Genomic DNA, 26,131 nt, shown 5'->3' on the forward strand with positions numbered 1-26,131 from the left:
TTTCTGAATGGATTACGGTATTTGCAATTTAAGTATTGTCCCAATTCGAGCCGAGGCTTCCGATGCGAGCGAAATGGTGACGCAGCTACTTTATGGCGAACATTTCAAAATACTGGAAACCCGCAAAAAATGGAGCCGTATCCGTTTGGCTTTTGATAAATATGAAGGTTGGATAGATAATAAACAATTTGTATCTATTTCTGAAGAAGACTATTCAGATTTTGATGAAGCGAAACTTAAACTTTCGTCGGACTTGGTTGATTTTGTTATTTCTTCTGAAAGTCAGCTTTTCTCTATTTGCTTAGGAAGTACTATTTCAGCCACGGAATATTTAAAACAAAAATTTGAAGGAAAATTTGTTTCTGAAATTCTTCCGAAGAAAAATTTAATTGAAACTTCCCTACTCTACTTAAACACGCCCTACTTATGGGGTGGTAAATCTCCTTTTGGGATTGATTGCAGCGGTTTCACACAAATGGTGTACAAACTTAACGGTTATAAACTACTTCGCGACGCCAGCCAACAAGCAACACAAGGCGAAGCACTAAGTTTTATTGAAGAAAGCGAGCCAGGAGATTTAGCCTTTTTCGACAATGAAGAAGGAAAAATAACTCACGTTGGCATTATAATGGAAGACAACTACATAATCCACGCTCACGGAAAAGTACGCATTGATAGATTGGACCACAGCGGAATTTTTAATTATGAATTGCGTAACCACACTCACAAACTTCGAGTAATAAAGAGAATTGTTTAAGCTAAAGTTTATATACAAGACCTAAGACAAAAAGACATAGGTAGTAGGATAATCTCGGAAGAACTGGAAATTTTTAGGAAGTTGAACTTCCTTGATTAGAGTTGGCCGATTTAGCCTTATGTCCTAAGTTTTATAGTCCTAAGTCATTACTATTAACAACAAAACCCCTGAAATTTCAGAGGTTTTGATTAATAGATATTGTAAACTTTTTGTTATCCTTTCTTTTCTATAGCATCAAGTTTCGCTTTCATTGCTTTGTAATTAGCATCATCAGAAAGTTGGCTATAAATGTTCATTAAGGTTCTTATTACCTCTGAGTTATTAGGGCTTAATTTTAAAGCTCTTTCTAAATATGGCTTTGTTTCGCTATAAAGATCATTTCTTTCTTGTTTTAGCGCGTCATACTTCTTGTTGTCTGCTGAAGAATTTCCTAAGCCGTTCATTTGTTCAACCAAAACACTTTCACCAGAAAGCATCAAAACAGCAATATTGATAAGTGCGCCTTCATAATCAGGTTTTAACTCTAATGCTTTATTGTAATATCCAATTGCTTTTTCTTTGTTGCCTATTTCAGCACTACCAACACCAAGATTGAAATAAATTTCTGGATTTTCTGGGTCTGACGCTACGATTTTGTTCATTAGCTCATTATATCTTTCAACATCACCCATTTTATAGCTCATATCTGCATCTGCGCGCATTAAATATACATCGTTTGGGCTTTCCGCACGAGCAACTTTCATAAGCTCTACTGCCTTTTCATTATTTCCCAACTCAATATATATAAGGGTCATGTTTCGAAGAATTTCCCCTTTTTTAGATTCAGAAACACGTTTTTCTGGTTTGATGAATTCGCCAGATTTAACGGCTATGTTTCGCACATTTTCGTTATCAAAAGCTTCCACTTCTCCAGTTTCTTTACGCGTTGCAACAAATTCCTCTGTTACACCAGTGTAACCAGAATCCAAAATCATTTGATAATATTTTATGGCTGTGTCATAATCCTTGCCATTCACAGCATTTCCAGCCGCATAGTATAAATCAGACGCATCATTGCTCACCATATAGCTAGTGTAAAGTTTGTCCGTCGCCAATTTATAGTTCTCAGCATTCTGGTCTGTTATTGCACCATTAATTAAAGCAGCTCTAAGATTTTGCAAAGGAGCAGCTAACTGATCTTTCATTTTTGGATTCAATTCCAAAGCTTTGCTAAATGCTTCAGCAGAACCTTTTAATTTTTTGTAATCTGATCCCCCAGATCCCAATAAGGCTTCTCCTCTTGCAGCGTAAAATTGTGCTCTAATATCATTATCTGCGGCACCAAGCATTGGTTCTGCTTCGCTTAAATAGGTTAGCGCTTCACTATATTCATTTGATTTTATCGCTTTTTCAGCTTTTTTTATTTCCTTTTTTTGTCCAAATGAAATAGCAGATACAAACGCTAGTCCTGTTATTAAAATTCGTGTTTTCATGTTTTAAAGTTTATTCGTTATTATCGGTTTGAGATTCGTTATTGTCAAGAGTTGTGCCATTATTGTTTTCATCAGTGCTCTCGCCGTTTTCTTCAACTTCATTTTCAACTTCAACTTCGTCCTCATCATCGTCTTTCATTGCTTTTGCAACTGCTGCAATGGCATCATCTTCCCTAACTTTGATAAGTCGAACACCTTGAGTGGCGCGGCCCATAACGCGAAGATCTGCAACGCCCATTCTAATGGCGATCCCAGATTTGTTGATAATCATTAAATCATCATCATCGGTTACGTTTTTCATGGCGACTAATTTACCAGTTTTTTCGGTAATATTAATAGTTTTCACTCCTTTTCCTCCTCTGTTAGTGATTCGGTAATCATCAATAGATGACCTTTTTCCGTATCCATTTTCGGAAACAACTAATATGTCTGAATCATTTTCGTTTACGGCAATCATACCAATAACTTCGTCTTTTTCATTACCAAGTCTAATTCCACGAACACCGGAAGCGTTACGTCCCATAGATCTGGTTTTTTCCTCTTCAAAACGAATGGCTTTTCCAGAGCGAACGGCTAGCATAACTTGGCTGTTACCTGTAGTTAGTTTTGCTTCAAGCAATTCATCGCCTTCACGAATGGTAATAGCATTTATACCATTGGTTCTTGGTCTAGAATATTGCTCTAAAGGCGTTTTCTTAACTTGTCCTTTCTTGGTAGCCATAATTACATAATGACTGTTTACGTATTCTTCATCTTTTAAATCTTGGGTACAGATAAAAGCCATTACTTTATCATCTGGTTCAATATTTATTAGGTTTTGAATTGCTCTACCTTTAGAAGTACGCGATCCTTCTGGAATTTCAAAAACACGCATCCAGAAACATTTTCCTTTTTGGGTGAAGAACAACATATATTGGTGATTGGTACCCACGAAAAGATGTTCTAAGAAATCTTCATTTCGCGTAGCCGAAGCTTTTTGGCCAACACCACCTCTATGCTGAGTTTTATATTCTGAAAGTGAAGTACGTTTAATATAACCAGCGTGCGAAATGGTTAAAACCACCTGCTCATCTGCAATTAAATCTGTAATACTAACATCGCCACCTGCATATTCAATAACAGAACGACGCTCATCACCATATTTTGCTCGAATTTCTTCAAGTTCTTCAGTAATAATTTTCATTCTAAGCTCTTTGCTTGCAAGAATATCTTTATAACCTTGAATTGTTTTCATCAATTCTTCGTACTCAGTGCGAAGTTTGTCTTGTTCTAGACCAGTTAACTGGCGAAGACGCATTTCAACAATCGCTTTGGCTTGTATTTCTGAAAGTTTGAACGCTTCAATCAATCGCTCTCTGGCTTCATCGGCATTTGAAGATGCGCGAATCAATCTAATGACTTCATCTATATTATCTGAAGCAATAATTAATCCTTCTAAAATATGTGCTCGTTCTTCTGCTTTTCGAAGTAAATATTCGGTTCTACGAACAACAACTTCATGACGATGCTCTACGAAATAGTGAATAAGTTCCTTCAAATTCAGCATTTGTGGTCTTCCTTTTACCAACGCGATATTGTTCACGCTGAAACTGGATTGCAATGCCGTGTATTTATATAAGGTATTAAGAACGATGTTTGGAATAGCGTCGCGCTTCAAAATGTAAACGATACGCATTCCATTTCTATCACTTTCATCTCGGATATTTGATATGCCTTCGATTTTCTTATCGTTCACCATATCAGCGGTTTTCTTAATCATATCCGCTTTATTCACTTGATATGGAATTTCAGTAACGATAATACATTCTCGTCCTTGAACTTCTTCAAAAGTTGCTTTAGCTCGCATTACTACACGGCCACGACCTGTGTGGAATGCTTCGCGAACACCTTCATAACCATAGATAGTTCCACCTGTTGGAAAATCTGGAGCCTTAATGTGCTGCATCAATCCATCGATGTCTATATCGTTGTCTTCAATGTATGCAATAGTCCCGTTAATCACTTCAGTTAAGTTGTGTGGCGGCATATTTGTTGCCATACCTACAGCAATTCCACTTGCTCCATTAATCAAAAGTCCCGGAACACGGGTTGGAAGAACAGTTGGTTCTTTTAAAGTATCATCAAAATTTAACTGATGGTCAACAGTATCTTTATCAATATCCGCAAGCATGTCTTCAGAAATTTTCTGCATTCTTGCTTCTGTATATCGCATTGCCGCTGGGCTATCACCATCTACCGATCCGAAGTTACCTTGTCCGTCAACTAGCATATAGCGAAGGCTCCATTCTTGAGCCATTCGCACCATTGCGTCATAAACAGAAGTATCACCGTGTGGATGATATTTACCAAGAACTTCCCCAACAATTCTGGCGGATTTTTTATGTGCGCCCGTAGCTCTAATACCCAGTTCGTGCATTCCGAACAAAACCCTTCTGTGTACAGGTTTCATTCCATCGCGAACATCTGGCAGCGCACGTGACACTATGACCGACATCGAATAATCGATGTAGGCAGATTTCATTTCATCTTCAATGTTAATAGGGATTATTTTATCACCTTCAGCCATAAAAAATAGGATTATTTATTGTTAATAAACTAATGGAGCAAGATACACTTTTTCGTAGGCTTAACAGGGGTTTTTGCCATTCGTTATTCAAGTATTTATTAACAAATTTGGGGGTTAAAATCGTTAATAAGTATCGGTGTTTATTCTTTGGATTCTACTATATATTTTGTCCTTTTACTAAAATCAATCATTTAGGAACAGTATTTGCCCTATTTTGGTTAATTTAGTAGTTATAAAGAAGATTGAATATATAAAATATGGATGATAATTTTTCCCCCAGAGTAAAAGATGTAATTGCATACAGCAAAGAAGAAGCCTTGCGTTTAGGCCACGATTTTATTGGTACGGAGCACCTAATGCTCGGACTTTTAAGAGATGGAAACGGCAAAGCATTAACTATTCTGAATGCACTTGCTATAGACTTAAGTCATTTACGCAGAAAAGTAGAAATACTAAGTCCAGCAAACCCTGGAGTGATTGCAAATACGAACGATAAAAAGAATCTACACTTAACCCGTCAAGCAGAAAGAGCGCTGAAGACAACATTTTTGGAAGCAAAGTTGTTTCAAAGCAACTCCATAAATACTGCACATTTGCTATTGTGTATTCTTCGGAATGAAAATGACCCAACAACCAAGTTGTTAAATAAAATGAAGGTGGACTATGATGTAGTTAAAGACCAATTTAAACTTATGATAACAAACGACGACGATTATATAGACCCTACTCCAAGTGCTGAAGCGTTTCCAAATGACGACGACACTTCTGCAGAAGATGCTGGCAAGGAAAATTTATTTGCTGGAACTACTGCAAAAACGAACAAGAAATCTAAAACACCTGTTTTGGATAACTTCGGAAGAGATCTTACTGCAATGGCAGAAGAAGGAAAACTAGACCCTGTTGTAGGTCGTGAAAACGAAATACAACGTGTTTCACAAATCTTAAGTAGAAGAAAAAAGAACAATCCATTGTTGATTGGAGAACCAGGTGTTGGTAAATCCGCCATTGCCGAAGGTTTAGCACTTCGTATAATTCAACGAAAAGTTTCACGTATTCTTTATGACAAAAGAGTGGTAACTTTAGATCTAGCAAGCCTTGTGGCTGGAACCAAATATCGTGGCCAGTTTGAAGAACGTATGAAAGCCGTAATGAACGAACTTGAAAAGAATGATGATATTATTCTTTTTATTGATGAAATCCATACTATCGTTGGCGCTGGTGGCGCTACAGGTTCTTTGGATGCTTCAAATATGTTCAAACCAGCATTGGCTAGAGGCGAAATACAATGTATAGGTGCAACCACTCTTGATGAATACAGACAGTATATTGAAAAAGATGGTGCCTTAGAAAGACGTTTTCAAAAAGTATTGGTTGAACCAACTACCGTTGACGAAACAATCGAAATTCTTAAAAATATTAAGGACAAGTATGAAGCGCACCACAATGTAATCTATACAGATGATGCCATTGATGCCTGCGTAAAGCTTACCAATAGATATATGACTGAGCGTTTTCTTCCAGACAAAGCGATTGATGCTTTAGATGAAGCTGGTTCTCGTGTCCACATTACCAATATTAATGTTCCAGAAAAAATTCTTCAAATTGAAAAACAATTGGAAGAAGTGCGTGAACTTAAAAACACTGTTGTAAAAAAGCAGAAATACGAAGAAGCCGCAAAACTTCGCGATGACGAGAAAAATCTTGAAAAAGAACTAGCCGTTCAACAAGAACAGTGGGAAGCAGATTCAAAACTTCACAAAGAGACCGTTTCTGAAGAAGATGTGGCAGAAGTAGTTTCAATGATGACGGGCGTGCCCGTAAACAGAATTGCACAAACGGAAAGTAAAAAACTTGCCGCACTACCCGACCGAATCAAAGGAAAAGTAATCGGTCAGGATGAAGCTGTTGCCAAAGTTGTGAAAGCAATTCAACGTAACCGTGCAGGATTGAAAGATCCTAATAAACCGATTGGTTCCTTTATATTCTTAGGACAAACCGGAGTTGGTAAAACACAACTTGCAAAAGTACTTGCCAAAGAATTGTTTGATTCCGACACTGCGCTGGTTCGTATTGATATGAGTGAATATATGGAGAAATTCGCCATTTCACGTTTGGTTGGTGCACCTCCAGGATATGTGGGTTATGAAGAAGGTGGTCAATTAACTGAAAAGATAAGAAGAAAGCCTTATGCAGTTTTACTTTTAGATGAAATTGAAAAAGCACATCCAGATGTTTTCAATATGTTGCTTCAAGTTTTGGACGATGGGTATTTAACTGATAGTCTCGGAAGAAAAATTGACTTCAGAAATACAATTATAATTATGACTTCCAACATTGGAGCTCGTCAGATTAAGGACTTTGGACAGGGTGTTGGTTTTGGAACTTCAGCAAAAAAAGATCAAGAATCATCACACACCAAAAGTGTCATTGAAAATGCTTTAAAGAAAACGTTTGCACCAGAATTCTTAAACAGAATTGATGATGTAATGGTTTTCAACGCTTTAGAAAGAGAGGATATTCACAAAATTATAGATATCGAGTTGGATAAATTGTTCCTTCGTATTTCAGATTTAGGATATGAACTTAAACTTACTGAAAAGGCGAAAGACTATATTGCAGACAAAGGTTTTGATAAGCAATACGGTGCAAGACCTTTAAATAGGGCTATTCAGAAATATATTGAAGATGCTTTGGCAGAAGAAATCATAAACAGCAGTTTGCAAGAAGGTGATGCCATAACGATGGATCTTGACGAAACTACAAATGAGCTAACAATAAAAATTAAAAAACAGAAAAAAACAACAGAATCTTAATTTCAATTGTCATATCTTTAATCATCCTCAACTAACACTTGGGGATTTTTTTTATTTTAAAGTCTTGAAAATGTTTAAATTGCATCTCCAATAAATTTATTTCTTATGATTGATGCTGTATATTTTGAATTTGGATTGGTTGAAATCTACAAATATTTTGTGATAGTAGTCATGAAAGAAGGCATTACTGTAAAACCAGAATATAATGCCGATTTAGAAAGTTTGGCAGAGAAATATTTTAAAGACAAAAAGTTTGGATACATTACAAATCGCAAAAATAGTTATGCGGTCAATCCGATGATTTATCTAAAAACTTCGGAAATTCAAAACCTTGTAGCCTTTGCAGTAGTATCACCTGATGGAATGAAAGCTACCAATTTGGAAGTTGAAAAACTTTTCCTAAAAAAACCATTAAAACATTTTACAAATATAGAAGACGCGAAAATCTGGATAGTTGAAATGATTGAAAATCCTTATTCTAGATAGAAATCTTAAGCAGGTTATTTCACTATTTTAAAAGACTTTTTAGTGTCACCATATCCAGTTGCTAAAAGAATATACAAACCATTCTGATACTTTGACAAATCAATGGTAATGGCGTTTTTTCTATTATTGATTACCTTATCAAGCATTTTTCCATTAAGGTCGAAAATGGTTACGTTTTTTACTTCCTCAGTATTACTCAAAATACAGTTATTACTAGTAATTTTCTTTGAAGCAATTACCTTTTCCAAGTTATTCGTTTTAGTATTTAAGAAAACTGGAATGCAATCGTCAATAGAATCTAAGTTGGCATAAAACACTTCCGTATTTTTAAAAAAACAACTCAAAGCACCTGCGGCATTGATATTAGGATGACCGCCAGGCGCATTTATTAATGATTGTGACCCAACTCCTTCTACCCAAACTGCATTCTCCGTACTTGTTGTATTGTCTGGAGTTGGCGAAAAATAAAAATGATCGTATTCATTGCCATCTACCAAAGGTCTTTTGATGATTGAATCCAGAACAAAAGGCCCTCCATCCTGCGGAAACGGACTTATAGGGTTTTGCATATTGAAAGTATCACCTACATTCAGCGAGAAATCATACAACAAAAATTCATCAGGAAATCCTTGGCCTACTATGTTTAGATAGACCTTTTTGTTCGGCACATCTTCACGAATTAAAAATGTACGAGAAATAAAATGATACCCGTCTAAAATCTTATAACTCTTTCCATCAACAATAGTGTCTCCAGTTGTGTAATATTTGTCTGTCAAACACCCAAAATAGCAAGTGGTAACATGCCATTCATTAATATTATCTAGAAGTGGTTTATAACTTTGTGAAAAAGCTGAAATACTAAAAAAGAATAAACTCGCAATTAATATCAAATTTTTCATAGCTATAAATTTCGTGTTAATATTTAAATTATGCAAACAAGACTTCGGCATCAACGTCTAACGATTGAATAAAAGCAACACTCGCATGAATATCATCTGCCATCAATCTATCATCTTCAATAAAAGAAACTATAGAGCGGTAAGGCTTTAAGAATGATTCCACAAAAGGTGAAGATTTTTTCGGCTCTCTGAATTTTAGGGCTTGTGAAGCATTCATCAACTCAATAGCAAGTATCGTTTCAATGTTTTCAATAACGCGTAAACATTTTGTGGCGCCGTTTGCACCCATACTTACGTGGTCTTCTTGTCCGTTTGAAGAAACAATAGAATCTACCGAAGCTGGCGTGGCAAGTTGTTTATTCTGGCTCACTATGCTTGCAGCCGTGTATTGAGGTATCATAAACCCGCTGTTAAGTCCTGGATTATTGACCAAAAAAGCTGGTAATTCCCGCAAACCAGAAACCAATTGATAGGTTCTTCTTTCTGAAATATTCCCCAACTCAGCCATTGCAATTGCCAAATAATCAAGCGCTAAAGCCAAAGGTTGCCCGTGAAAATTTCCACCGGAAATAATTAAATCCTCCTTAACAAAAATATTAGGATTGTCTGTTACAGAATTGATTTCCGTCTTAAACGTTTTATGCACAAAATGCAAAGTATCCTTTGTAGCGCCGTGAACCTGCGGAATACAACGGAAAGAATATGGATCCTGCACATTCTTCTTTTCAGAAAGACCCAATTCACTTCCTTCCAAAAATTCTAAAATCTGTTCAGCGGTTTTTACTTGTCCGCGGTGTGGACGCACTAAATGAACCAATGCATTATACGGACTCATATTACAATCAAAAGCATCTACGGAAATAGCGCCAATCAAGTCTGCCATATAGCTAAGTTTATAGCTTTTCAAAAGACAATAAACGCCGTAGGCACTCATAAACTGAGTTCCATTAAGCAATGCCAAACCTTCTTTTGCTTGCATCGTGATAGGTTCCCAATTAAACTTCTTCATCATTTTTTCAGAAGAAATCCTATCACCCCCATAATACACTTCGCCTTTACCGAGCAATGGAAGCGAAAGATGCGCCAATGGAGCTAAATCTCCCGAAGCGCCTAAGCTTCCTTGGTTGTAAATAACTGGTAAAATATCATTGTTATAAAAATCTATTAACCTTTCAACGGTTTCAATTTGCACGCCACTATAACCATAACTCAATGATTGTATTTTCAACAAAAGCATTAATTTTATGATTGGTTTCGGCACAAATTCACCAGTACCGCAAGCGTGAGACATTACAAGGTTTTCTTGTAGTTTCGAAAGATTTTCAGATGAAATTTTTACATTACACAGAGAACCAAAACCAGTGTTTATACCATAAACAGGCGTTTCATTGTCCTTCATTTTATCAATAAGATACTCTCTGGATTTCCGAATATTGAGCTGTGCTTCTTCAGAAAGCGCTAGCGTTTTATGGTTTTCAATAATATCCTTAACCGAAGCCAAATCTAGAATTTCTGAACTTATGTAATGTGTTTCTTGCATTGGGAATGTATTCTTTTCGCAAAAATACCATTTTTAAATTGCTGTACCATATTTCTTTGTTTCAAAAGCTAGCTGTTCTCAACAATTATTGCTCAAAGCTTTATCAAAAATTAACTATACGTAGGGGATAAAAAAACCTATTGAATATGTAATTTTACGTTCCAATTTAAATTTATAAAAATGAAAAGACTAAGTTTATTTGCTTTAGTGCTCTTTGTAATTTCTTGCAAACAAGAAGAAAAACCAGAATATTTCGTAATTAACGGAACTGTCGCAAACAATACAGCAGAAACCGCAATGGTGCGTGGTAATGATTTTGAGGCAAAAATTCCCATCGACGCGAACGGTGTTTTTGCAGATACCCTTCACCTAAAGAACGATGGTTTTTATGAATTATATGTGGGTCGCGAACGCACAGAAGTTTATCTTGAAAAGGGAAAAAGTCTTTCCGTAAACCTAAATGCAGACGAATTTGATGAAAGTGTAAAATACACTGGCGATTTGGCGAGTGTAAATAATTTCTTAGCCGCCAAATATCTTTGGGGTGAACAAAAAATGGACAGTAAAGAAGTGTTTTTATTGGACGAAAACAACTTTAAACAGCGGTTGTCTCAAAACCAAAAAAGCCTTGACAGTTTATACGCCGCAAATAAAATTGACAATGAAAATTTCAAGAAAAAACTTGACGAGGAAGCAAAATATTCTCACGCACTTATGTTAGAAAACTATAAAGATGCGCACCGTTACTATTCAGGTGATGAGACTTATAGAGTTTCTGACGATTTTTATGACGAGCTTAAAAACATAAATTATAAGGATACACTGGCATATCGTAATTCTGCGGGGTATCAAAATTTGTTGGATGCGCATTTCAATAGATTAGTAAACGAAGAAACTTTTGAAAGCGGCGATAATAACCAAACCGTTATGTACCTTAAAAAGGTAAATGAAACTTTACCAAACGGATACGCAAAGGATAAAATAATGAGTTCTTATTTGAATTTTGGGCTTAAACCTGACGAAAGTTTAGATGAAGTTTTTACTATTTATAAAAACAGCAATCCAAATCCAGAAAACTTGGCGAAACTTACTGAGCGATATAATCTTCTAAAAACGATAACCGCTGGAAATCCCTCACCTACTTTTAACTATGAAAACCATAAAGGTGGCACTACAGATTTGGCATCTTTGAAAGGTAAGTTTGTTTATATAGACGTTTGGGCTACTTGGTGCGGACCTTGCATTCGCGAGATTCCTTCGCTGAAAGCAGTAGAAAAAGATTATCACAACAAAAATGTTAAATTTGTAAGCATTTCCATAGACGAAGCGAAAGATTACGACAAATGGAAAGCAATGGTTTCTGAAAAAGACTTAAGTGGAATTCAACTAATGGCAGATAATAACTGGAAATCGAAATTTGTGCAAGACTACGCAATTTTGGGAATTCCTAGATTCATTTTGATTGATCCCCAAGGAAATATAGTGTCTGCAGATGCGCCACGACCTTCAGACCCAATGCTAAGAAAAACCTTGGACGGATTGCTGTAAAACTTAAAGATGAAAATGTTCTAGATTGATATAGGTTGTGAAAATAATTGTTAATTTCTTTGTGAAACTTTGTGGCTCTTAGTGTAACTCTGTGCTACAGCTTTTTAGGAAATACAATGAAAAGAATATCAGGTTCATAAAGGCTAGGAAAACAAAAAAGAAAACAATTAGCCCTATTCCTTTAATATTACTCCATAACTATTGATTTCTTAATTTTGCGCGCAAACATTATTTTCTCATAATAATTGCTAATTTCACACAACACATAAACACGAATATATTTATCTTGCGAACCCGATGGATTAATGTCCTCCAAACAATTAAATAGTACTTATGAGTCGTTCTCTTGCCATTCTTTTCTTTCTATCGTTTCTGTTTCAAAGTTGTAATGACGGAGATATTATTATAACCACCTTTAATTTTGATGATGCAGAATTAAAAACCTGCGGTAGTGCGGGAAACTATGTTTTCTACAAAGTAAATCCAGACGCTCAAGAAAGTCTTTCTTTAAAATTGAACTTGGGACAAAGTATTTATAATGAGCCTGGAGAAGTTATTCACAACTTAAATGGTTCAAATATTTTAGTAAACTATAGAACTTATGACGGGCTTTTAGGCAACAACTATTTCTGTAGTAACATTCCGCCCACTTCGCCAAACGTAACGGTAGATTATATTGCAACTTCTGGTACAGCCGTGGTTACTGTGAGTTTTAGGATTGAAGATAATGACGGCGTTCCACAAGAATTTGAATTTGAAGGCGATACTGATGGTGATGGTCTTCCAGATATATATGATTTTGATGATGATGGTGATAATGTACCCACCGCCCGCGAGCTAAATCTAGAAGATACAACGGACGACGACCCCAAGACAAACCCAAAAGACACTGATCTTGATGGAATACCAGATTTTTTAGACAAAAACGATGATGGCGATCTTGTTATCACCCGTTTTGAAGACGAAAACATGAATATGGATCCCACAGACGATAAAACGGATCCAATGGTAGGCCCAGATTATCTAAATCCTGCAGTAGAAAATACGTATGAAGTCAAAACCAGTCTTTTGCACAAGTTCCAGATTTATAAAACTGTACAGATAACTTTAAAAAATTTGGTACTAGTTCGTGGTGATGAACAAATAATCATAGAAACCTTAAATATGGGAACCATACAAGACGTGGAAATCCAAAACAAAGAATTTACTCCAGCATCTTTGTAGATTGAAGTGCTTGTTAATTTGGGATTCGGGATTTGTTAATTCGAGCTAAATGAACTACTCACTCCTACTACCTACTACCTACTTATTCAAAAAGATATAAACCTCAGTAGCTCCGCGCCCATATTTCTGATAATCAGCGTCATAAAATTTCAGGTTATCGTAGCGGTTAAAGAGAAATTCAAGTTCTGAACGCAACACGCCCTCGCCCACTCCGTGAATAAAAACAACCTTTTGAATTCTTTTTGAAATGGCAAAATCCAGTTGCCTTTTTGCTGTATCCATTTGAATGGTTAACATTTCATAATTGTCCAACCCGCGTGTTTTTGGTACTAGTTGATTGATGTGAAGATCAACCTCCATCGTTGGTAAATTGCGCTCCTTTGGTTTCGTACGAACTGTTTTTCCAGGCTTTTGGTTTTGTTTTTCTGAAATTATAGAGGAAACATCCATCTGCGATAATTCTCTTTTTGAAATAGAACCGTCCATAACAATAAGTTCTTGTTTTGAAAAATCCAACTCAAAACCATCCGTGGTCATAACAGTAACTTCATTACCCTTAATAGCAGTAACCACGCCCGAAATAGCATCATCCAACACTGAAACTTTATCGCCTATTTTCATAAATATGATTCTTTCAATTTTAATTTATTACAAATATTTAAAAACATCATTTAAGCAAGTTAATAAGCTCACAACGAAATTTTTATGTATTTTGTAATAATCTATATCTTTTATGGATTATTATTTTTAAATTTAACCCTTTAAAAACCTGTCTTTATAGCCTCTTAAAAAGGTTTTAAAAACCGTAAAAATATGAAAAACCTATTACTTTTTTCCACAATACTTTTAACAACTGCTGGTGCGTTTGCACAGTTGACTGTCAAGCCTGCGGGTTTAGGAGCTTCCGCCACCGACTCTTATATTTATGTGAAAGACCAGATACTCTATGTTAAGGGAGATGTAAATTTAACCAAAAATAATCCTCTTGGTGATCAAGTAGCAAGCATCTATCTACGAAATAATGGACAGCTAATTCAAGGAGGAACTGGTTCTAATAATAGTGGAAATGGTTATTTATCGGTACAACAAAACACAAAACCTACAAATGCTTTTGCTTACTACTACTGGTGTTCTCCTGTTGGAAATACCACTGTGGGAGGAGTTGGAAATACCAATTTTGGATTGGGAAGTATTTACCAAGATACAAATGCCCGAATAGGTGAAGGTACAAAAGCACAGTTAAGTGTAAACATATCTGGTAAAGAAGGTTTTAACGATCCGCTTACTATTTCAAAACGGTGGATGTATATTCATCCAACTCCTGGGACTGAAGCAGAAGGAAACTATACTCGAATTAACGCTTCGAACGGAGCAAAAGCTGGTGACGGCTTTACTATGAAAGGTGTAAATACCGGTGATTTAGGAAACAATACCGCTACTACAACCCTCGATCAACTATATGAATTTAGAGGAAGACCAAATAACGGAGATTTTCTAATTCCTGTTTCAGGACCTGTCCCTACTGGTAATGGCACTGATGCTATGATGACACTTACTGGCAATCCATACCCTTCTGCTCTTGATTTAACTCAAGTTTTTAATGAATCTGGAAATACCTCCTTAAACTCAATATTTTATTATGATGAGGATAGAACGAAAATGACACATAATTATAGCGGAAAACCTTTTGGGTATGGTGTTTGGATTCCCGGAGTTAGTGGCAATGGTGAGTTTACAAATGCTACATTTTATATATGGAACGCATCTGGAGGTAGTTCTGGAGGCACTCCTTCCACAAGAACAGATTTTCCTACAAGATATGCGCCTATAGGGCAAGGATTTATGTTTGTTGGAAACAGCCTTGGGACTGTAACAATTAAAAATTCTCATAGAGTGTTTGAAAAAGAAGGCAGCGGATCTGTTTTCTTTAGGCCCACTTTCGATGACACAAATTATGAGGAAACGATAACTCAAGATGACCTTAGTTCAATTTCTACTTCCTCTGAAGAATTAGACACACGTACACCACAAATGCGTTTATATGTAGTCTTTGACGACGCATTAACGAGAGATATATTATTGGTTTTTTCAGACCAAGCGAGTGATGGATACGATCGCGGTATGGATGGATTGAGTCCAGGAGGAATGAAGTCTGATGCGTACTTTCCTGTAGGTCCAGATAATGACCGCCTTCCATATGTCATCAACTCCGTTAATTACGATGAAAGCAAACAAATACCAATCGCTTTCAAAATAAAAAACACTTCAAAAATACGTTTAGTAGTAGCCGAAGAAGTTAAAAAACCATACCAAAGAGCGTACTTATTTGACCGTCAAGAAAACACTTACAAACAATTGACAAACGCAAGTATAGCTGGAGTTAACCTAACCCTACCTCCTGGAAATTATGACAACAGATTCTTTATAGTTTTCCATAATCCAGATGCAAAACGTGATACGCCACAGTCAGAGATTGATGCAAAAGAAGCTATCGTTGCAAGTGTAGATTTTTTCCAAAACAACCCAGCACATCAGTTGGAGGTAAGAAATCCAAAAGGTTATACCATTAAGTCTGCTGCTATTTATGATATGAGTGGTAAATTGGTGATCCAGGAGAAAAACTTGGGAGCTAACAATAAATATAGCTTCAACACTGGGAATCTTAGTGATGGTGTTTATTTAGTAAAACTTACCACTTCAGAAGATATTACGATAGACTATAGAGCTATTGTTCACAATAAATAAGAAATAGTCCACCTATAGGATTATGTTAGTTTACCCATGAACCAGAAACGGCCCTGAAAATATCAGGGCCGTTTTGATTTTAAAGTCATTGTGAGGCACGAAGCAATCTCATAATGTTTAACGTGTCACACTGAGCGCATTCGAAGTGTTATTTCTCAAACTCCTTCAAGGTTTTAATAATTATTGAAACACAATCCATAAGTTGCTTTTCGTTCATAACCAATGGCGGCGCAAAACGAATAATATTTCCGTGTGTAGGTTTTGCAAGCAAACCGTTATCGCGAAGTTTAAGGCAAATGTTCCAAGCAGTATCGCTGTCCTCAGAATCATTAATCACAATTGCATTCAACAATCCTTTTCCACGAACAAGTTTTGTGATATTGCTGGTTTCTATAAATTTATTCAGTTCACTTCGGAAAAGTTTTCCAAGCTTTTCAGCATTTTCAGCAAGCTTTTCATCTTTAACCACACTCAATGCCGCAATAGCTACCGCAGCAGCTACAGGGTTTCCACCAAAAGTAGAACCGTGGTTTCCTGGTTGTATAACACTCATAATATCGTCATTCGCTAAAACAGCCGAAACTGGATAAGCGCCACCACTCATCGCTTTTCCAAGAATCAAAAGATCTGGCTTTACATCGGGTGTACCGCTACAGTTTTTTTCCGGACAATCGCAATCGCCACAAGTTGCCAGCAGACGGCCCGTACGGGCAATGCCTGTTTGTACTTCATCTGCAATAAAGAGTACGTTGTGCTTTTCGCAAAGTGCTTTGGCCTTTTTCAAATACCCTTCAGAAGGAACATAAACTCCTGCTTCTCCTTGAATAGGTTCCACCAAGAATCCAGCAATGTTTTTATTGCTTTCCAAATGTTGCTGAAGTTGCTCCAGATTGTTGTATTCTATTTTTATAAAACCTTTTGTGTAAGGTCCAAAATGCTTTCGCGCCACAGGATCATTGCTGAAAGAAATAATTGTAGTAGTACGCCCGTGGAAATTGTTTTCACAAACCACGATTTCGGCTTCGTTTTCTTCAATTCCTTTCTTTTCATAAGCCCATTTACGGCAGATTTTTAAAGCGGTTTCCACAGCTTCGGCACCCGTATTCATAGGAAGCAATTTGTCGAAATTGAAAAACTCACAAGCAAATTTTTCATACTTCCCAAGAATATCATTATGAAAGGCACGCGAAGTTAACGCAAGTGTTTTTGCTTGTTGGGTCATTGCGTCCACAATTTTTGGATGGCAATGTCCTTGGTTTACTGCAGAATAGGCCGAAAGAAAATCGTAGTATTTCTTGCCTTCCACATCCCAAACATAAACGCCCTCTCCCCTATTCAAAACCACAGGAAGCGGATGATAGTTGTGGGCTCCGTATTTGTTTTCTAAATCGATTGCTTTTTGTGAAGCTGTTTGCTCTAAAACTGACATAATGTTGTAATATTTTGAAGTAAAAAAGTTGTGATTCCTACTTAATGGAGAGAAATCATCCTTGGGCTGCAAATTACTAAAATTATCCCACATTTTTTGAAGCCTTAACAGGATTTAAACCTAACAATTATGCTATTTTTGCGGGTATGGCAAGAAAAAATAATAGACTGATTTTAGAAAACCTTGAAGTGATTGATGCTGGCGCAAAAGGCAAAGCCATTGCCAAAGCTGCAGACGGACGTGTGGTTTTTATTGACAACGCCGTTCCTGGCGATGTGGTTACCGTACAAACTTTTAAAAAGAAAAAGGCTTTTTATGAAGCTTCTGTAATTTCAGTTTCAAAATATTCTGAAAAAAGAGTGGAACCTGTTTGTCCGCACTTCGGAACTTGTGGTGGCTGCAAATGGCAGAATATGGGTTATGAGCATCAGCTTTTCTTTAAGCAAAAAGAAATTCAACAAAATCTACAACGTATCGGTAAAATTGAATTGCCGGACTTTCAACCTATTTTAGGTTCTGAAAAGCAATATTTCTACCGCAATAAGATGGAATTTTCCTTTAGCGACAACAAATGGTTGACGTTGGACCAAATTAAAAGCGGTAAAGTTATTGAAAACCGAAATGCCTTAGGTTTCCATATTCCAGGAATGTGGGACAAGATTTTGGATTTAGATATTTGCTATTTACAGGCAGATCCAAGCAACGCAATCCGTGATTTTATAAAAGCAAAAGCGGAAGAATTAAATCTAACTTTTTTCAACACTAGAAATCAGGAAGGTTTTTTACGAACCTTGATGATTCGTACTTCTTCAACTGGAGAAATGATGGTTTTGGTTCAGTTTTTTCACGAAGATAAAGAAAACAGAAAACTATTGTTGGAGGCCATTGCTGAAGAGTTTCCGCAGATTACTTCACTATTATATGTAATCAATTCCAAAGGAAACGATACATTATACGATCAAGAAATTGAGCTTTTCTACGGAAGAGATCATATTTTTGAGGAAATGGAAGGTTTAAAGTTTAAGATAAACGCTAAATCTTTCTACCAAACCAACAGCGAACAAGCTTATGAACTTTACAAAATAACCCGCGATTTCGCTGGTTTAAGCGGTAATGAACTGGTTTACGATTTATATACTGGAACAGGAACCATTGCACAATTCGTCGCTAAAAACGCAAAGAAAGTAATTGGTGTAGAATCAGTTCCCGATGCTATTGAAGCGGCAAAAGCAAATGCACAATTAAACAATATTGAAAATGTTGAATTCTACGTGGGCGATATGAAAAAGGTTTTCAATGAAGAATTTATAAATACTCACGGAAAACCAGATATTGTAATTACAGATCCGCCACGAGATGGAATGCACGGCGATGTTGTTGCGCAACTATTAAATCTTGCAGCCGAAAAAATCGTCTATGTAAGTTGCAACAGCGCAACCCAAGCTCGGGATTTGGCGCTTTTAGATTCAAAATATAAAGTAACAAGAGTGCAACCAGTTGATATGTTTCCGCAAACGCATCACGTAGAAAATGTTGTACTTTTGGAGAAACAATAAATTTTTCTGAAAAATTATTTTCAAACTATGTTTAAAAGAATAATTGTCCTCATTCTCATAATTTTCGCCTTTAAAGGCTGTACTAAGGATGATATTTGTCCAGAAGATACTGCTACAACTCCAAATTTGATTATTGTCTTTAATGATATTGCTAATCCAGCAAATCGAAAAAAAGTAGAAGTTTTGACCGTAACAACTGATGATGAAAATGCTTATGAAGTTCTAAAATTGGTCAGTACAGATACAATTGTTATTCCACTAAATACGAATTCAGACACCACAAAATATGTTTTTAGAAAAAGTATTATTGTTAATACTGACACTACAAAAATTGATGATAATGTGATGTTTATCTATGACCGAAAAAACGGTTATGTGAGCCGTGCTTGTGGTTTTAAGACCGAATTTGACAATCTAAGAGAAGAAGTAACCAATAACTGGATTGAAGATGTTATGGTAAACAGAAATACAGTAAATGATGAAAATAGCGCCCACGTTACTATGCTGCATTAGTCTTTTTTGCGGCACGCAAGCAATGGTGGCGCAAAAAAAGAGTGAAACAACTAACGATACCGTTCCAAAAATTGAAAAATATGGAATTCGTGTAGGTGTAGATTTATCTAAACCTCTAAGAACACTAATTGAAGACGGCTATTCAGGTTTTGAGGTTATGGGTGATTTCCGGGTGACCAAAAAGTTCTATGCCGCTGTGGAATTAGGAAACGAAAAGAAAGATTGGAATGAACCATATATTTCCTCCAAAACCAGCGGAAGCTATGCCAAAATTGGTTTTGATTACAACGCTTATGAAAACTGGCTTGGAATGGAAAACGCCATTACACTCGGACTTCGTTACGGATTTTCAACATTTAGTCAGGAGCTTTTAAGCTATAGAATCTATACGGATAACCCTGCTTTCCCTACCCAAACAATTTATGAATCTCAAGATTACACTGGTTTAACAGCGCATTGGGCCGAATTGATTATTGGTGTAAAAACGGAAATACTAAATAACCTTTATCTTTCAGTAAATCTTCAATTAAAAAGAAAAATCACCGAAGACGAACTAGAAAATTTCGCAAATCTCTATATTCCTGGTTTCAACAGAACTTATGATTATAGTAAGTTTGGCGTAGGTTACGGATATTCAATTTCGTATTTGATTCCTATTTTTAAAAAGACGGAGGTTAAAGAAGAAATCCCCAACCCCTAAAGGGGAGAAATAAAATTCTGCAATATTTTCTGGCTCCCTTTAGGGCCGGGATAATACAAAATAATACCTATAAATTATAAAGTGAAAAAAGCTTAGGCTTAATTACTAATTCCTGCACTGAAAACTAAATACTGAAAACTGAATACTAAAACCTATTGCTTACTAGCCTTCCTACTTCCCTCATACATTTCATAACGCACAAGTTTAGCCTCCAATTTTCCATTGAAAAGTTTAATCTTTTTTGAAGGATGAAGGCCAACGGATTTTAGAGCTTCCATATTTGAAGTAATCATCCACGCCTGTGTTCCTGGGTAACCGCGTTTCAACGTATTACCAATGGAGCTGTAAAAGTTTTCCACATCACTTATAGCAATGCGTTCATCATAAGGCGGATTGAAAACAATATATAAAGGTTTATCGTGTTCCTTTTCACTTTGGAAGAAATCTTGCTGTTTCACTTCAATAAAATCTTGAAGATTGGCGCTTTTAATGTTTTCCTTCGCTTTTTTTATGGCTACAGGATCTGTATCAAAACCATAAATTTTATGAGGAAAATCGCGAACTTTTTTAAGAGCTGCTTCCTCAATTTTTTCATAAAGATCGACGTCAAAATCTGGCCAAGTTTCAAAACCAAATTCTTCACGATTCAAGTTTGGCGGAATATTGCAGGCTATCATCGCAGCTTCCGTTAAGATTGTTCCTCCACCACACATTGGGTCCAGAAAATTGCATTGGCCTTGCCAGCCTGAAAGCATAAGCATTCCCGCAGCTAGAACTTCATTTATTGGAGCTAAAGTGCTTTCCACTTTATAACCACGTTTATGCAAGGATTCCCCAGAACTATCCAACGAAATTGTACAAATATTTCTATCAATATGAACATTTATTCGAAGCGTGGGATGATCCAAATCTACATCTGGTCGCGTTCCTTGCCTATCTCGAAAACGATCAACAATAGCATCTTTCGTTTTAAGCGATATATATTGTGAATGCGTGAAAACATCAGAAAAAACGGTTGCATTTACTGCCAACGTGCCCTTTACATCCATATAATCCTCCCACGGCATCTCGTAAACTCGCTTATATAAATCTTCTTCCGTAAAAATATTGAACGCGGTAATTGGTTTTAAAATTTTAATAGCAGTTCTACAGCATAGATTTGCCTTATACATAAAGCCTTTATCGCCTTCAAAAGAAACGTTTCGCGTTCCAAGTTCAATAGACGAAGCACCTAACTGACGAAGTTCATTTGCTAAAAGTTCTTCCATCCCAAAAAGAGTTTTGGCCACCATTTTAAAATTCTTTACCATAATATATAAACAGATTTCCTGCAAAAATACAGTATTTTTGCAGGGCGAAACGATAAGTATGAAAAAAGAAAAGGACAATTGGTACGCTTCGTGGTTCAACACGCCCTACTATCATCTGCTTTATAAAGACAGAGGCCACAGAGAGGCGGCGTTATTTATGAATACACTTACTAATCATTTAAATCTTCAAAAAAATGACTCTATTTTAGATCTTGCTTGCGGCAGAGGACGGCATTCAAAATATTTGTATAAGCAAGGTTTTGACGTTACTGGTGTAGATCTTTCTAGTGAAAGCATTGAATACGCCAAACAATACGAAAAACCAAAGCTTCATTTTGACATACACGATATGTGTCTGCCCTACCCAAAAAAGTTTGATGCAGTTTTCAATCTTTTCACGAGTTTTGGATATTTTGAAAACGAAATAGACAATTTAAGAACCATTAAAGCCATAAAAGAAGAGCTAAAACCAAACAGTTACGGCGTGATTGATTTTTTAAATGCTGAATTAGCAATTAAAAATTTAGTCCCTTCAGAGACAAAGAAGATGGGAAATATTGTTTTTCACATTGAGAAATACGTGGAAGATGGTTACATTTTAAAGCACATACGTTTTAATGATAATGCAGCCGATTTTCACTATGTTGAACGAGTAAAAGCGCTCACTTTGGAAGATTTTGAACTATACTTTAAAGAAGCAGATGTAAATTTGAAATCAGCTTACGGTGACTATAAACTTAATGATTTTGATAGAAATACTTCCGAAAGGTTAATCCTAATTTTTAATTGATGAATTACTTACTACTATTTCTAGCCGTGGCTGTGGGCTATTTTGTTGCGGTATTCTTAAAGCAAAAGGAGTTGCGCAATATGGAAGTTTTTCTTGCTTTTAGCGGGGCTTTTCTACTCTCAATTACCGTTTTTGAACTTATTCCGCATGTTTTTGAAACGCCTTCAAAAAGTATTGGCGTCTATATAATGCTTGGAATTTTATTGCAAATATTCCTAGAGTTTTTCTCAAAAGGTGCAGAACACGGTCACGTTCATCTACATTCTGAAGCAAAACATTTTCCTTGGATATTGTTTGTCAGCCTTAGTATTCACGCTTTTATGGAAGGTTTCCCGATTTCGGAGGAAAATAATTTATTGCTTGCCATTATTATTCACAAAATTCCAGTAGCGATAATCCTTTCCTTCTTTTTTATTACGGCTGGCTACAAAAAATCCACCACACTATTCTTCTTATTCTTTTTTGCCTTAATGACGCCTTTAGGAAGTTTTATTGCAAATAATTACAATTTTGTTCATCAATATGAAACGCAGATAACCGCAGTAGTTATTGGTATCTTTCTACACGTTTCAACCACAATACTTTTTGAAAGTTCAAAGAATCATAAATTTAATCTGTCAAAAATGACGGCAGTTATCTTAGCCGTAGTGATTGCTTATTTTATTTAAAATCTTCGGAAAGAAACAATTTGAATTATTTATTGTTGGAAAATTGAATAGCATGGGAAACCATTCTTAAGTCATTATAGGAAAACTTTTCGTCAATTTTATTCTTTAAATCTCCGAAACCATCAAACGGCACAGTTTCCATAATTTTCTTGAGTGCCAAGAATTTTTCCTCTGGCATTAAATCTGTAATTTTTATTTCGCCCGTTTCTAAAAATGTACATAGATGACCTTCAATAGTTCCAGTGGTTAAATCACGCTCTTTCGCTATTTCAAGAATACTCTTCCCAGCTTTGAAATGCTCATAAGAAACTTGTTGAGTTCCGCTTTTATTAGGAATAATCGCGGCTTCTGCTTTTGGATCAATATCATTTTCATCAAGATAATCGTTTATTATTTCAAGAATCTCTAAACCGTATTTTTCCAATCGAACTTTCCCTATATAAGCTATTTTTTTCAACTGTTTTGAGCTGTTAGGCAAAACTTCACACATTTCATACAATGCTTTTTGAGTGAAAACTTGATAAGGCGGAATATCTTCATCCGTTGAAAATTTAGTCCGAAGCTCACGAAGCCTTTCAAATAAAACAGGATGTTCCGTTGAAGCAATGACTTCCTTTTTTGTCCGTTTCGGCTTTTCTTCCTTGTGAAGTACAGCCTTGGCGCGTAATGATAAGTATTCCGAAGTTTTAAAACCATTTTTCAAGCCTTTAAAGCAAAAGAATTTAATGGTCACCAAATTTTCCAAAGTCTCCAAATGATTTTCAATATCTTGTTTTAGAGCCTTATTATCTGTGGTATAGTTGATTTCATTCAAAGGTTTTCTAATAGTATCATCCGTATATTTTTCAAAATAAGAAATTGCTTTCTTGAAGCGTTCTTGCAATTTGGAATTGTTTTCTGGCGAGGCAGTTTCACTCAATTTAATGAGTTCAGACTTAAAAGCAGCGCTAATTTTCAAAAGTTCCTTAACACCGTTGTCCTTGATAAAAGTTGACTGTTCTAATATGTTTCCTTCAATACTTCCTCTATTCTTGTAATAAACATCAATTATTCTATCTACAGGATGCAAAAAAGAATAGTAGTTGAAAATTTCATCAATTAGGTTTAGTTGATATGTTTTTTCTGAAGAAGCTAAAATTGAAGAATCAGGCTGATTTTCCTCCGCATTTTTACTGAACGATGCAACTTCGTGATTATTGATAATACTTCTCTGACTCAACGGACCAGTCAGAACAATACCTTCCAATGTTTTGCAGCGACTCAACGCTACATAAGTTTGGCCGTGAGCAAAGGCTTCACCTGCATCGATGATTACTTTTTCAAAAGTAAGTCCTTGGCTTTTATGAATCGTGATAGCCCAAGCCAATCGCAAGGGTATCTGGGTAAAAGAGCCTATTTCATCCTCAACAATTTCCTTAGTATCCTGTTGAATAGAATAATTGATATTTTTCCAAATTTCAACAGTTGTAACGATTGGAAACTCGTCATCTGGACACTTTACTAATACTTCATCCTCATCCACACTGACAACAGTTCCAATTTTTCCGTTGAAATAGCGTTTTTCAGGAGAGCTGTCATTTTTAATGAACATTACCTGTGCGCCTATTTTCAATTCTAACTTTGAATGTGTGGGATAAGTATATTCGGGAAATTGGCCTTCTGTTTCCGCTTCAAAAAGAAAACTTTTCTTCTTCAGCTTGTCTAATTCAACAGAATTTATTCGGTCTGCGCGGTTATTGTGCGTTGTTAGTGTAATGTAACCATCATCTGTATTTGGAGAAAAATTTGGCAAATACCGTGCATTCAAAACTTCAGAGGATGCAAGACTCAGTCTATTATTTCGTATTTCATTCAATATTTTTATGAAATCTTCGCTCTCCTGTCTATAAATGTGCTTCAATTCAATCGAAATTGCACTTGATGTTTGAAACGCAGTACTTCCAAAGAAGAATCCAGTGTTGTAATGTTGTTTTAATAGTTGCCATTCATCATCTTTTATTACCGGCGAAAGCTGCTGAAGATCGCCAATCATCAAAAGTTGAACGCCTCCAAATGGTTTATTTCTATCCCTAAACCGCCGTAAAACTTGGTCGATACCGTCCAATAAATCAGAACGAACCATACTTATCTCGTCGATAATCAATAAGTCCAGAGATTTAATGATGTTGATTTTATTTCTACTGAATTTTTTTGAAAAGGAATTATTTTGAAGATTACCTGTTTCTGGCAATATGGGACCAAAAGGCAATTGAAAAAAGGAATGAATGGTTACACCTCCAGCATTGATAGCAGCGACCCCAGTGGGGGCAACTACCACCAACCTTTTCAAAGATTGATTCTTTAACTTATGAAGAAAAGTAGTCTTACCTGTACCTGCCTTCCCTGTTAAAAAGATATTTCTGTCTGTATTATTGACGAAGTCCCAGGCAAGATCTATTTCTGGATTTTTGAGCATTCTTAAAAGTAGTGTTAGACTAATTTATCTGAATAAAAATACTAAAAATCAAGATGAAATGAAATCTAGTTTCGATTGAAATCCATTTTAGAACAATATTCGATAAATAATGATGAGGACTTTAAAGAAAAATGTCTAATGTAGTAAGAACGGCAGGGGCGGCAATGAAGATGCTGTTAACAGAAACATACCGTTCCACCGCCCCAACCACCATGACGTGGATGAGTAGTTTTCAGTTTTTTTCATAAAAAAAGTCCCAATCAATTAAATGATTGGGACTTTAAAGGAAGGCGGCGACCTACTCTTCCACATAACTGCAGTACCATCGGCGCAAACGGGCTTAACTTCTCTGTTCGGAAAGGTAAGAGGTGAGCCCCGTCGCTATAACCACCTTAGTGTTTAGTTAGGAGTTATGAGTTAAGAGTTATGAAAGTCATAACTCAGCACTCTGAACTCTTAACTTCTAGCCATAGGCTAGAGAATATCTTGACATATAGAAACAAAGTATAGGGGAAAAGTGAATTTACTTACTTAAAAGAGTTGCTTCCCTCCACCGAAATGGAGGGATGCGTCGTACATAAGCTTACGGGCTATTAGTACCACTCGGCTGGGACATTACTGCCCTTACACCTATGGCCTATCAACGTGGTAGTCTCCCAC

The 26,131-nt window shown here is 36.2% G+C and carries 19 protein-coding genes and 2 rRNA genes (1 of these 21 only partly in view); 11 read left to right on the top strand and 10 right to left on the bottom strand.

Annotated features, from left to right (window positions below):
* Positions 1-7: 7 nt before the first annotated feature.
* Entirely contained in the window at positions 8-757 is a 750-nt protein-coding gene (locus AEQSU_RS14020) for a C40 family peptidase (RefSeq protein WP_014783534.1), read from the top strand.
* Positions 758-969: 212 nt separating this feature from the next.
* Here the strand turns inward: AEQSU_RS14020 and AEQSU_RS14025 are convergent, their stop codons facing one another.
* Both AEQSU_RS14025 and gyrA read right to left on the bottom strand, forming a co-directional pair.
* Positions 970-2,229: a tetratricopeptide repeat protein gene (locus AEQSU_RS14025; protein WP_014783535.1), complete on the bottom strand. Its 1,260-nt coding sequence runs from the start codon at positions 2,227-2,229 to the stop codon at positions 970-972.
* A gap of 10 nt (positions 2,230-2,239) precedes the next feature.
* Positions 2,240-4,795, bottom strand: a complete 2,556-nt coding sequence (gyrA, locus tag AEQSU_RS14030) for a DNA gyrase subunit A (protein WP_014783536.1) — start codon at positions 4,793-4,795, stop codon at positions 2,240-2,242.
* A 257-nt stretch (positions 4,796-5,052) separates the two neighbouring features.
* On the opposite strand from gyrA, the gene AEQSU_RS14035 reads away from it, so the two are divergent.
* Together AEQSU_RS14035 and AEQSU_RS14040 are read left to right on the top strand one after the other, a co-directional pair.
* Entirely contained in the window at positions 5,053-7,608 is a 2,556-nt protein-coding gene (locus AEQSU_RS14035; protein WP_014783537.1) for an ATP-dependent Clp protease ATP-binding subunit, read from the top strand.
* 105 nt (positions 7,609-7,713) lie between these two features.
* The gene (locus AEQSU_RS14040) at positions 7,714-8,094 is read left to right on the top strand and encodes a hypothetical protein (RefSeq protein ID WP_014783538.1); all 381 of its coding nucleotides are present in this window, start codon (positions 7,714-7,716) and stop codon (positions 8,092-8,094) included.
* Between the two features lie 14 nt (positions 8,095-8,108).
* Here the strand turns inward: AEQSU_RS14040 and AEQSU_RS14045 are convergent, their stop codons facing one another.
* Positions 8,109-8,993 (bottom strand): T9SS type A sorting domain-containing protein, encoded by an 885-nt coding sequence (locus AEQSU_RS14045; RefSeq protein ID WP_014783539.1) that lies wholly within the window; start codon positions 8,991-8,993, stop codon positions 8,109-8,111.
* 28 nt (positions 8,994-9,021) lie between these two features.
* Positions 9,022-10,533 (bottom strand): histidine ammonia-lyase, encoded by a 1,512-nt coding sequence (gene hutH / locus AEQSU_RS14050; RefSeq protein ID WP_014783540.1) that lies wholly within the window; start codon positions 10,531-10,533, stop codon positions 9,022-9,024.
* 180 nt (positions 10,534-10,713) lie between these two features.
* Between hutH and AEQSU_RS14055 the strand changes: the two genes are divergently transcribed.
* Positions 10,714-12,081, top strand: a complete 1,368-nt coding sequence (locus AEQSU_RS14055; protein ID WP_014783541.1) for a TlpA family protein disulfide reductase — start codon at positions 10,714-10,716, stop codon at positions 12,079-12,081.
* Positions 12,082-12,414: 333 nt separating this feature from the next.
* The gene (locus AEQSU_RS14060) at positions 12,415-13,305 is read left to right on the top strand and encodes a hypothetical protein (protein WP_014783542.1); all 891 of its coding nucleotides are present in this window, start codon (positions 12,415-12,417) and stop codon (positions 13,303-13,305) included.
* A 78-nt stretch (positions 13,306-13,383) separates the two neighbouring features.
* On the opposite strand, the gene AEQSU_RS14065 is transcribed toward AEQSU_RS14060, so the two are convergent.
* Positions 13,384-13,926, bottom strand: coding sequence for a Smr/MutS family protein (locus tag AEQSU_RS14065; protein ID WP_014783543.1), 543 nt, complete (start codon positions 13,924-13,926; stop codon positions 13,384-13,386).
* A 192-nt stretch (positions 13,927-14,118) separates the two neighbouring features.
* Between AEQSU_RS14065 and AEQSU_RS14070 the strand changes: the two genes are divergently transcribed.
* The gene (locus tag AEQSU_RS14070) at positions 14,119-16,050 is read left to right on the top strand and encodes a T9SS type A sorting domain-containing protein (RefSeq protein WP_014783544.1); all 1,932 of its coding nucleotides are present in this window, start codon (positions 14,119-14,121) and stop codon (positions 16,048-16,050) included.
* A gap of 148 nt (positions 16,051-16,198) precedes the next feature.
* Here AEQSU_RS14070 and rocD read toward each other — a convergent pair whose 3' ends face one another.
* Positions 16,199-17,479: an ornithine--oxo-acid transaminase gene (gene rocD / locus AEQSU_RS14075; protein WP_042492075.1), complete on the bottom strand. Its 1,281-nt coding sequence runs from the start codon at positions 17,477-17,479 to the stop codon at positions 16,199-16,201.
* Between the two features lie 146 nt (positions 17,480-17,625).
* On the opposite strand from rocD, the gene rlmD reads away from it, so the two are divergent.
* The 3 genes from rlmD to AEQSU_RS14090 are packed head-to-tail and all read left to right on the top strand — an operon-like array spanning position 17,626 to position 20,248.
* On the top strand, positions 17,626-19,035 hold the full coding sequence (rlmD, locus tag AEQSU_RS14080; protein ID WP_014783546.1) for a 23S rRNA (uracil(1939)-C(5))-methyltransferase RlmD: 1,410 nt from the start codon (positions 17,626-17,628) through the stop codon (positions 19,033-19,035).
* Positions 19,036-19,062: 27 nt separating this feature from the next.
* Positions 19,063-19,548 (top strand): DUF6452 family protein, encoded by a 486-nt coding sequence (locus tag AEQSU_RS14085; RefSeq protein ID WP_014783547.1) that lies wholly within the window; start codon positions 19,063-19,065, stop codon positions 19,546-19,548.
* Complete coding sequence (locus tag AEQSU_RS14090; protein ID WP_245529076.1) at positions 19,511-20,248, top strand: DUF6048 family protein; 738 nt, start codon at positions 19,511-19,513, stop codon at positions 20,246-20,248. The genes AEQSU_RS14085 and AEQSU_RS14090 overlap by 38 nt, the downstream gene beginning before the upstream one ends.
* Before the next feature lie 152 nt (positions 20,249-20,400).
* On the opposite strand, the gene AEQSU_RS14095 is transcribed toward AEQSU_RS14090, so the two are convergent.
* Positions 20,401-21,558, bottom strand: a complete 1,158-nt coding sequence (locus AEQSU_RS14095) for a THUMP domain-containing class I SAM-dependent RNA methyltransferase (protein WP_014783549.1) — start codon at positions 21,556-21,558, stop codon at positions 20,401-20,403.
* A gap of 58 nt (positions 21,559-21,616) precedes the next feature.
* Between AEQSU_RS14095 and AEQSU_RS14100 the strand changes: the two genes are divergently transcribed.
* Positions 21,617-22,348 carry a class I SAM-dependent methyltransferase gene (locus tag AEQSU_RS14100; protein ID WP_042492077.1) on the top strand — a complete coding sequence of 244 codons (732 nt, stop codon included), beginning with the start codon at positions 21,617-21,619 and terminating at the stop codon, positions 22,346-22,348.
* Positions 22,348-23,016 carry a ZIP family metal transporter gene (locus AEQSU_RS14105; RefSeq protein ID WP_014783551.1) on the top strand — a complete coding sequence of 223 codons (669 nt, stop codon included), beginning with the start codon at positions 22,348-22,350 and terminating at the stop codon, positions 23,014-23,016. Before AEQSU_RS14100 ends, AEQSU_RS14105 begins: the two co-directional genes overlap by 1 nt.
* 25 nt (positions 23,017-23,041) lie before the next feature.
* Here the strand turns inward: AEQSU_RS14105 and AEQSU_RS14110 are convergent, their stop codons facing one another.
* The 3 genes from AEQSU_RS14110 to AEQSU_RS14120 form a co-directional block, all read right to left on the bottom strand.
* The gene (locus tag AEQSU_RS14110) at positions 23,042-25,471 is read right to left on the bottom strand and encodes a helix-turn-helix domain-containing protein (protein ID WP_014783552.1); all 2,430 of its coding nucleotides are present in this window, start codon (positions 25,469-25,471) and stop codon (positions 23,042-23,044) included.
* Between the two features lie 285 nt (positions 25,472-25,756).
* Positions 25,757-25,866 (bottom strand): 5S ribosomal RNA (rrf, locus tag AEQSU_RS14115).
* Positions 25,867-26,044: 178 nt separating this feature from the next.
* Positions 26,045-26,131 (bottom strand): 23S ribosomal RNA (locus AEQSU_RS14120); it runs 2,748 nt beyond the window's last position.

The organism is Aequorivita sublithincola DSM 14238 (assembly GCF_000265385.1).
GTDB classification, from domain to species: Bacteria; Bacteroidota; Bacteroidia; order Flavobacteriales; family Flavobacteriaceae; genus Aequorivita; species Aequorivita sublithincola.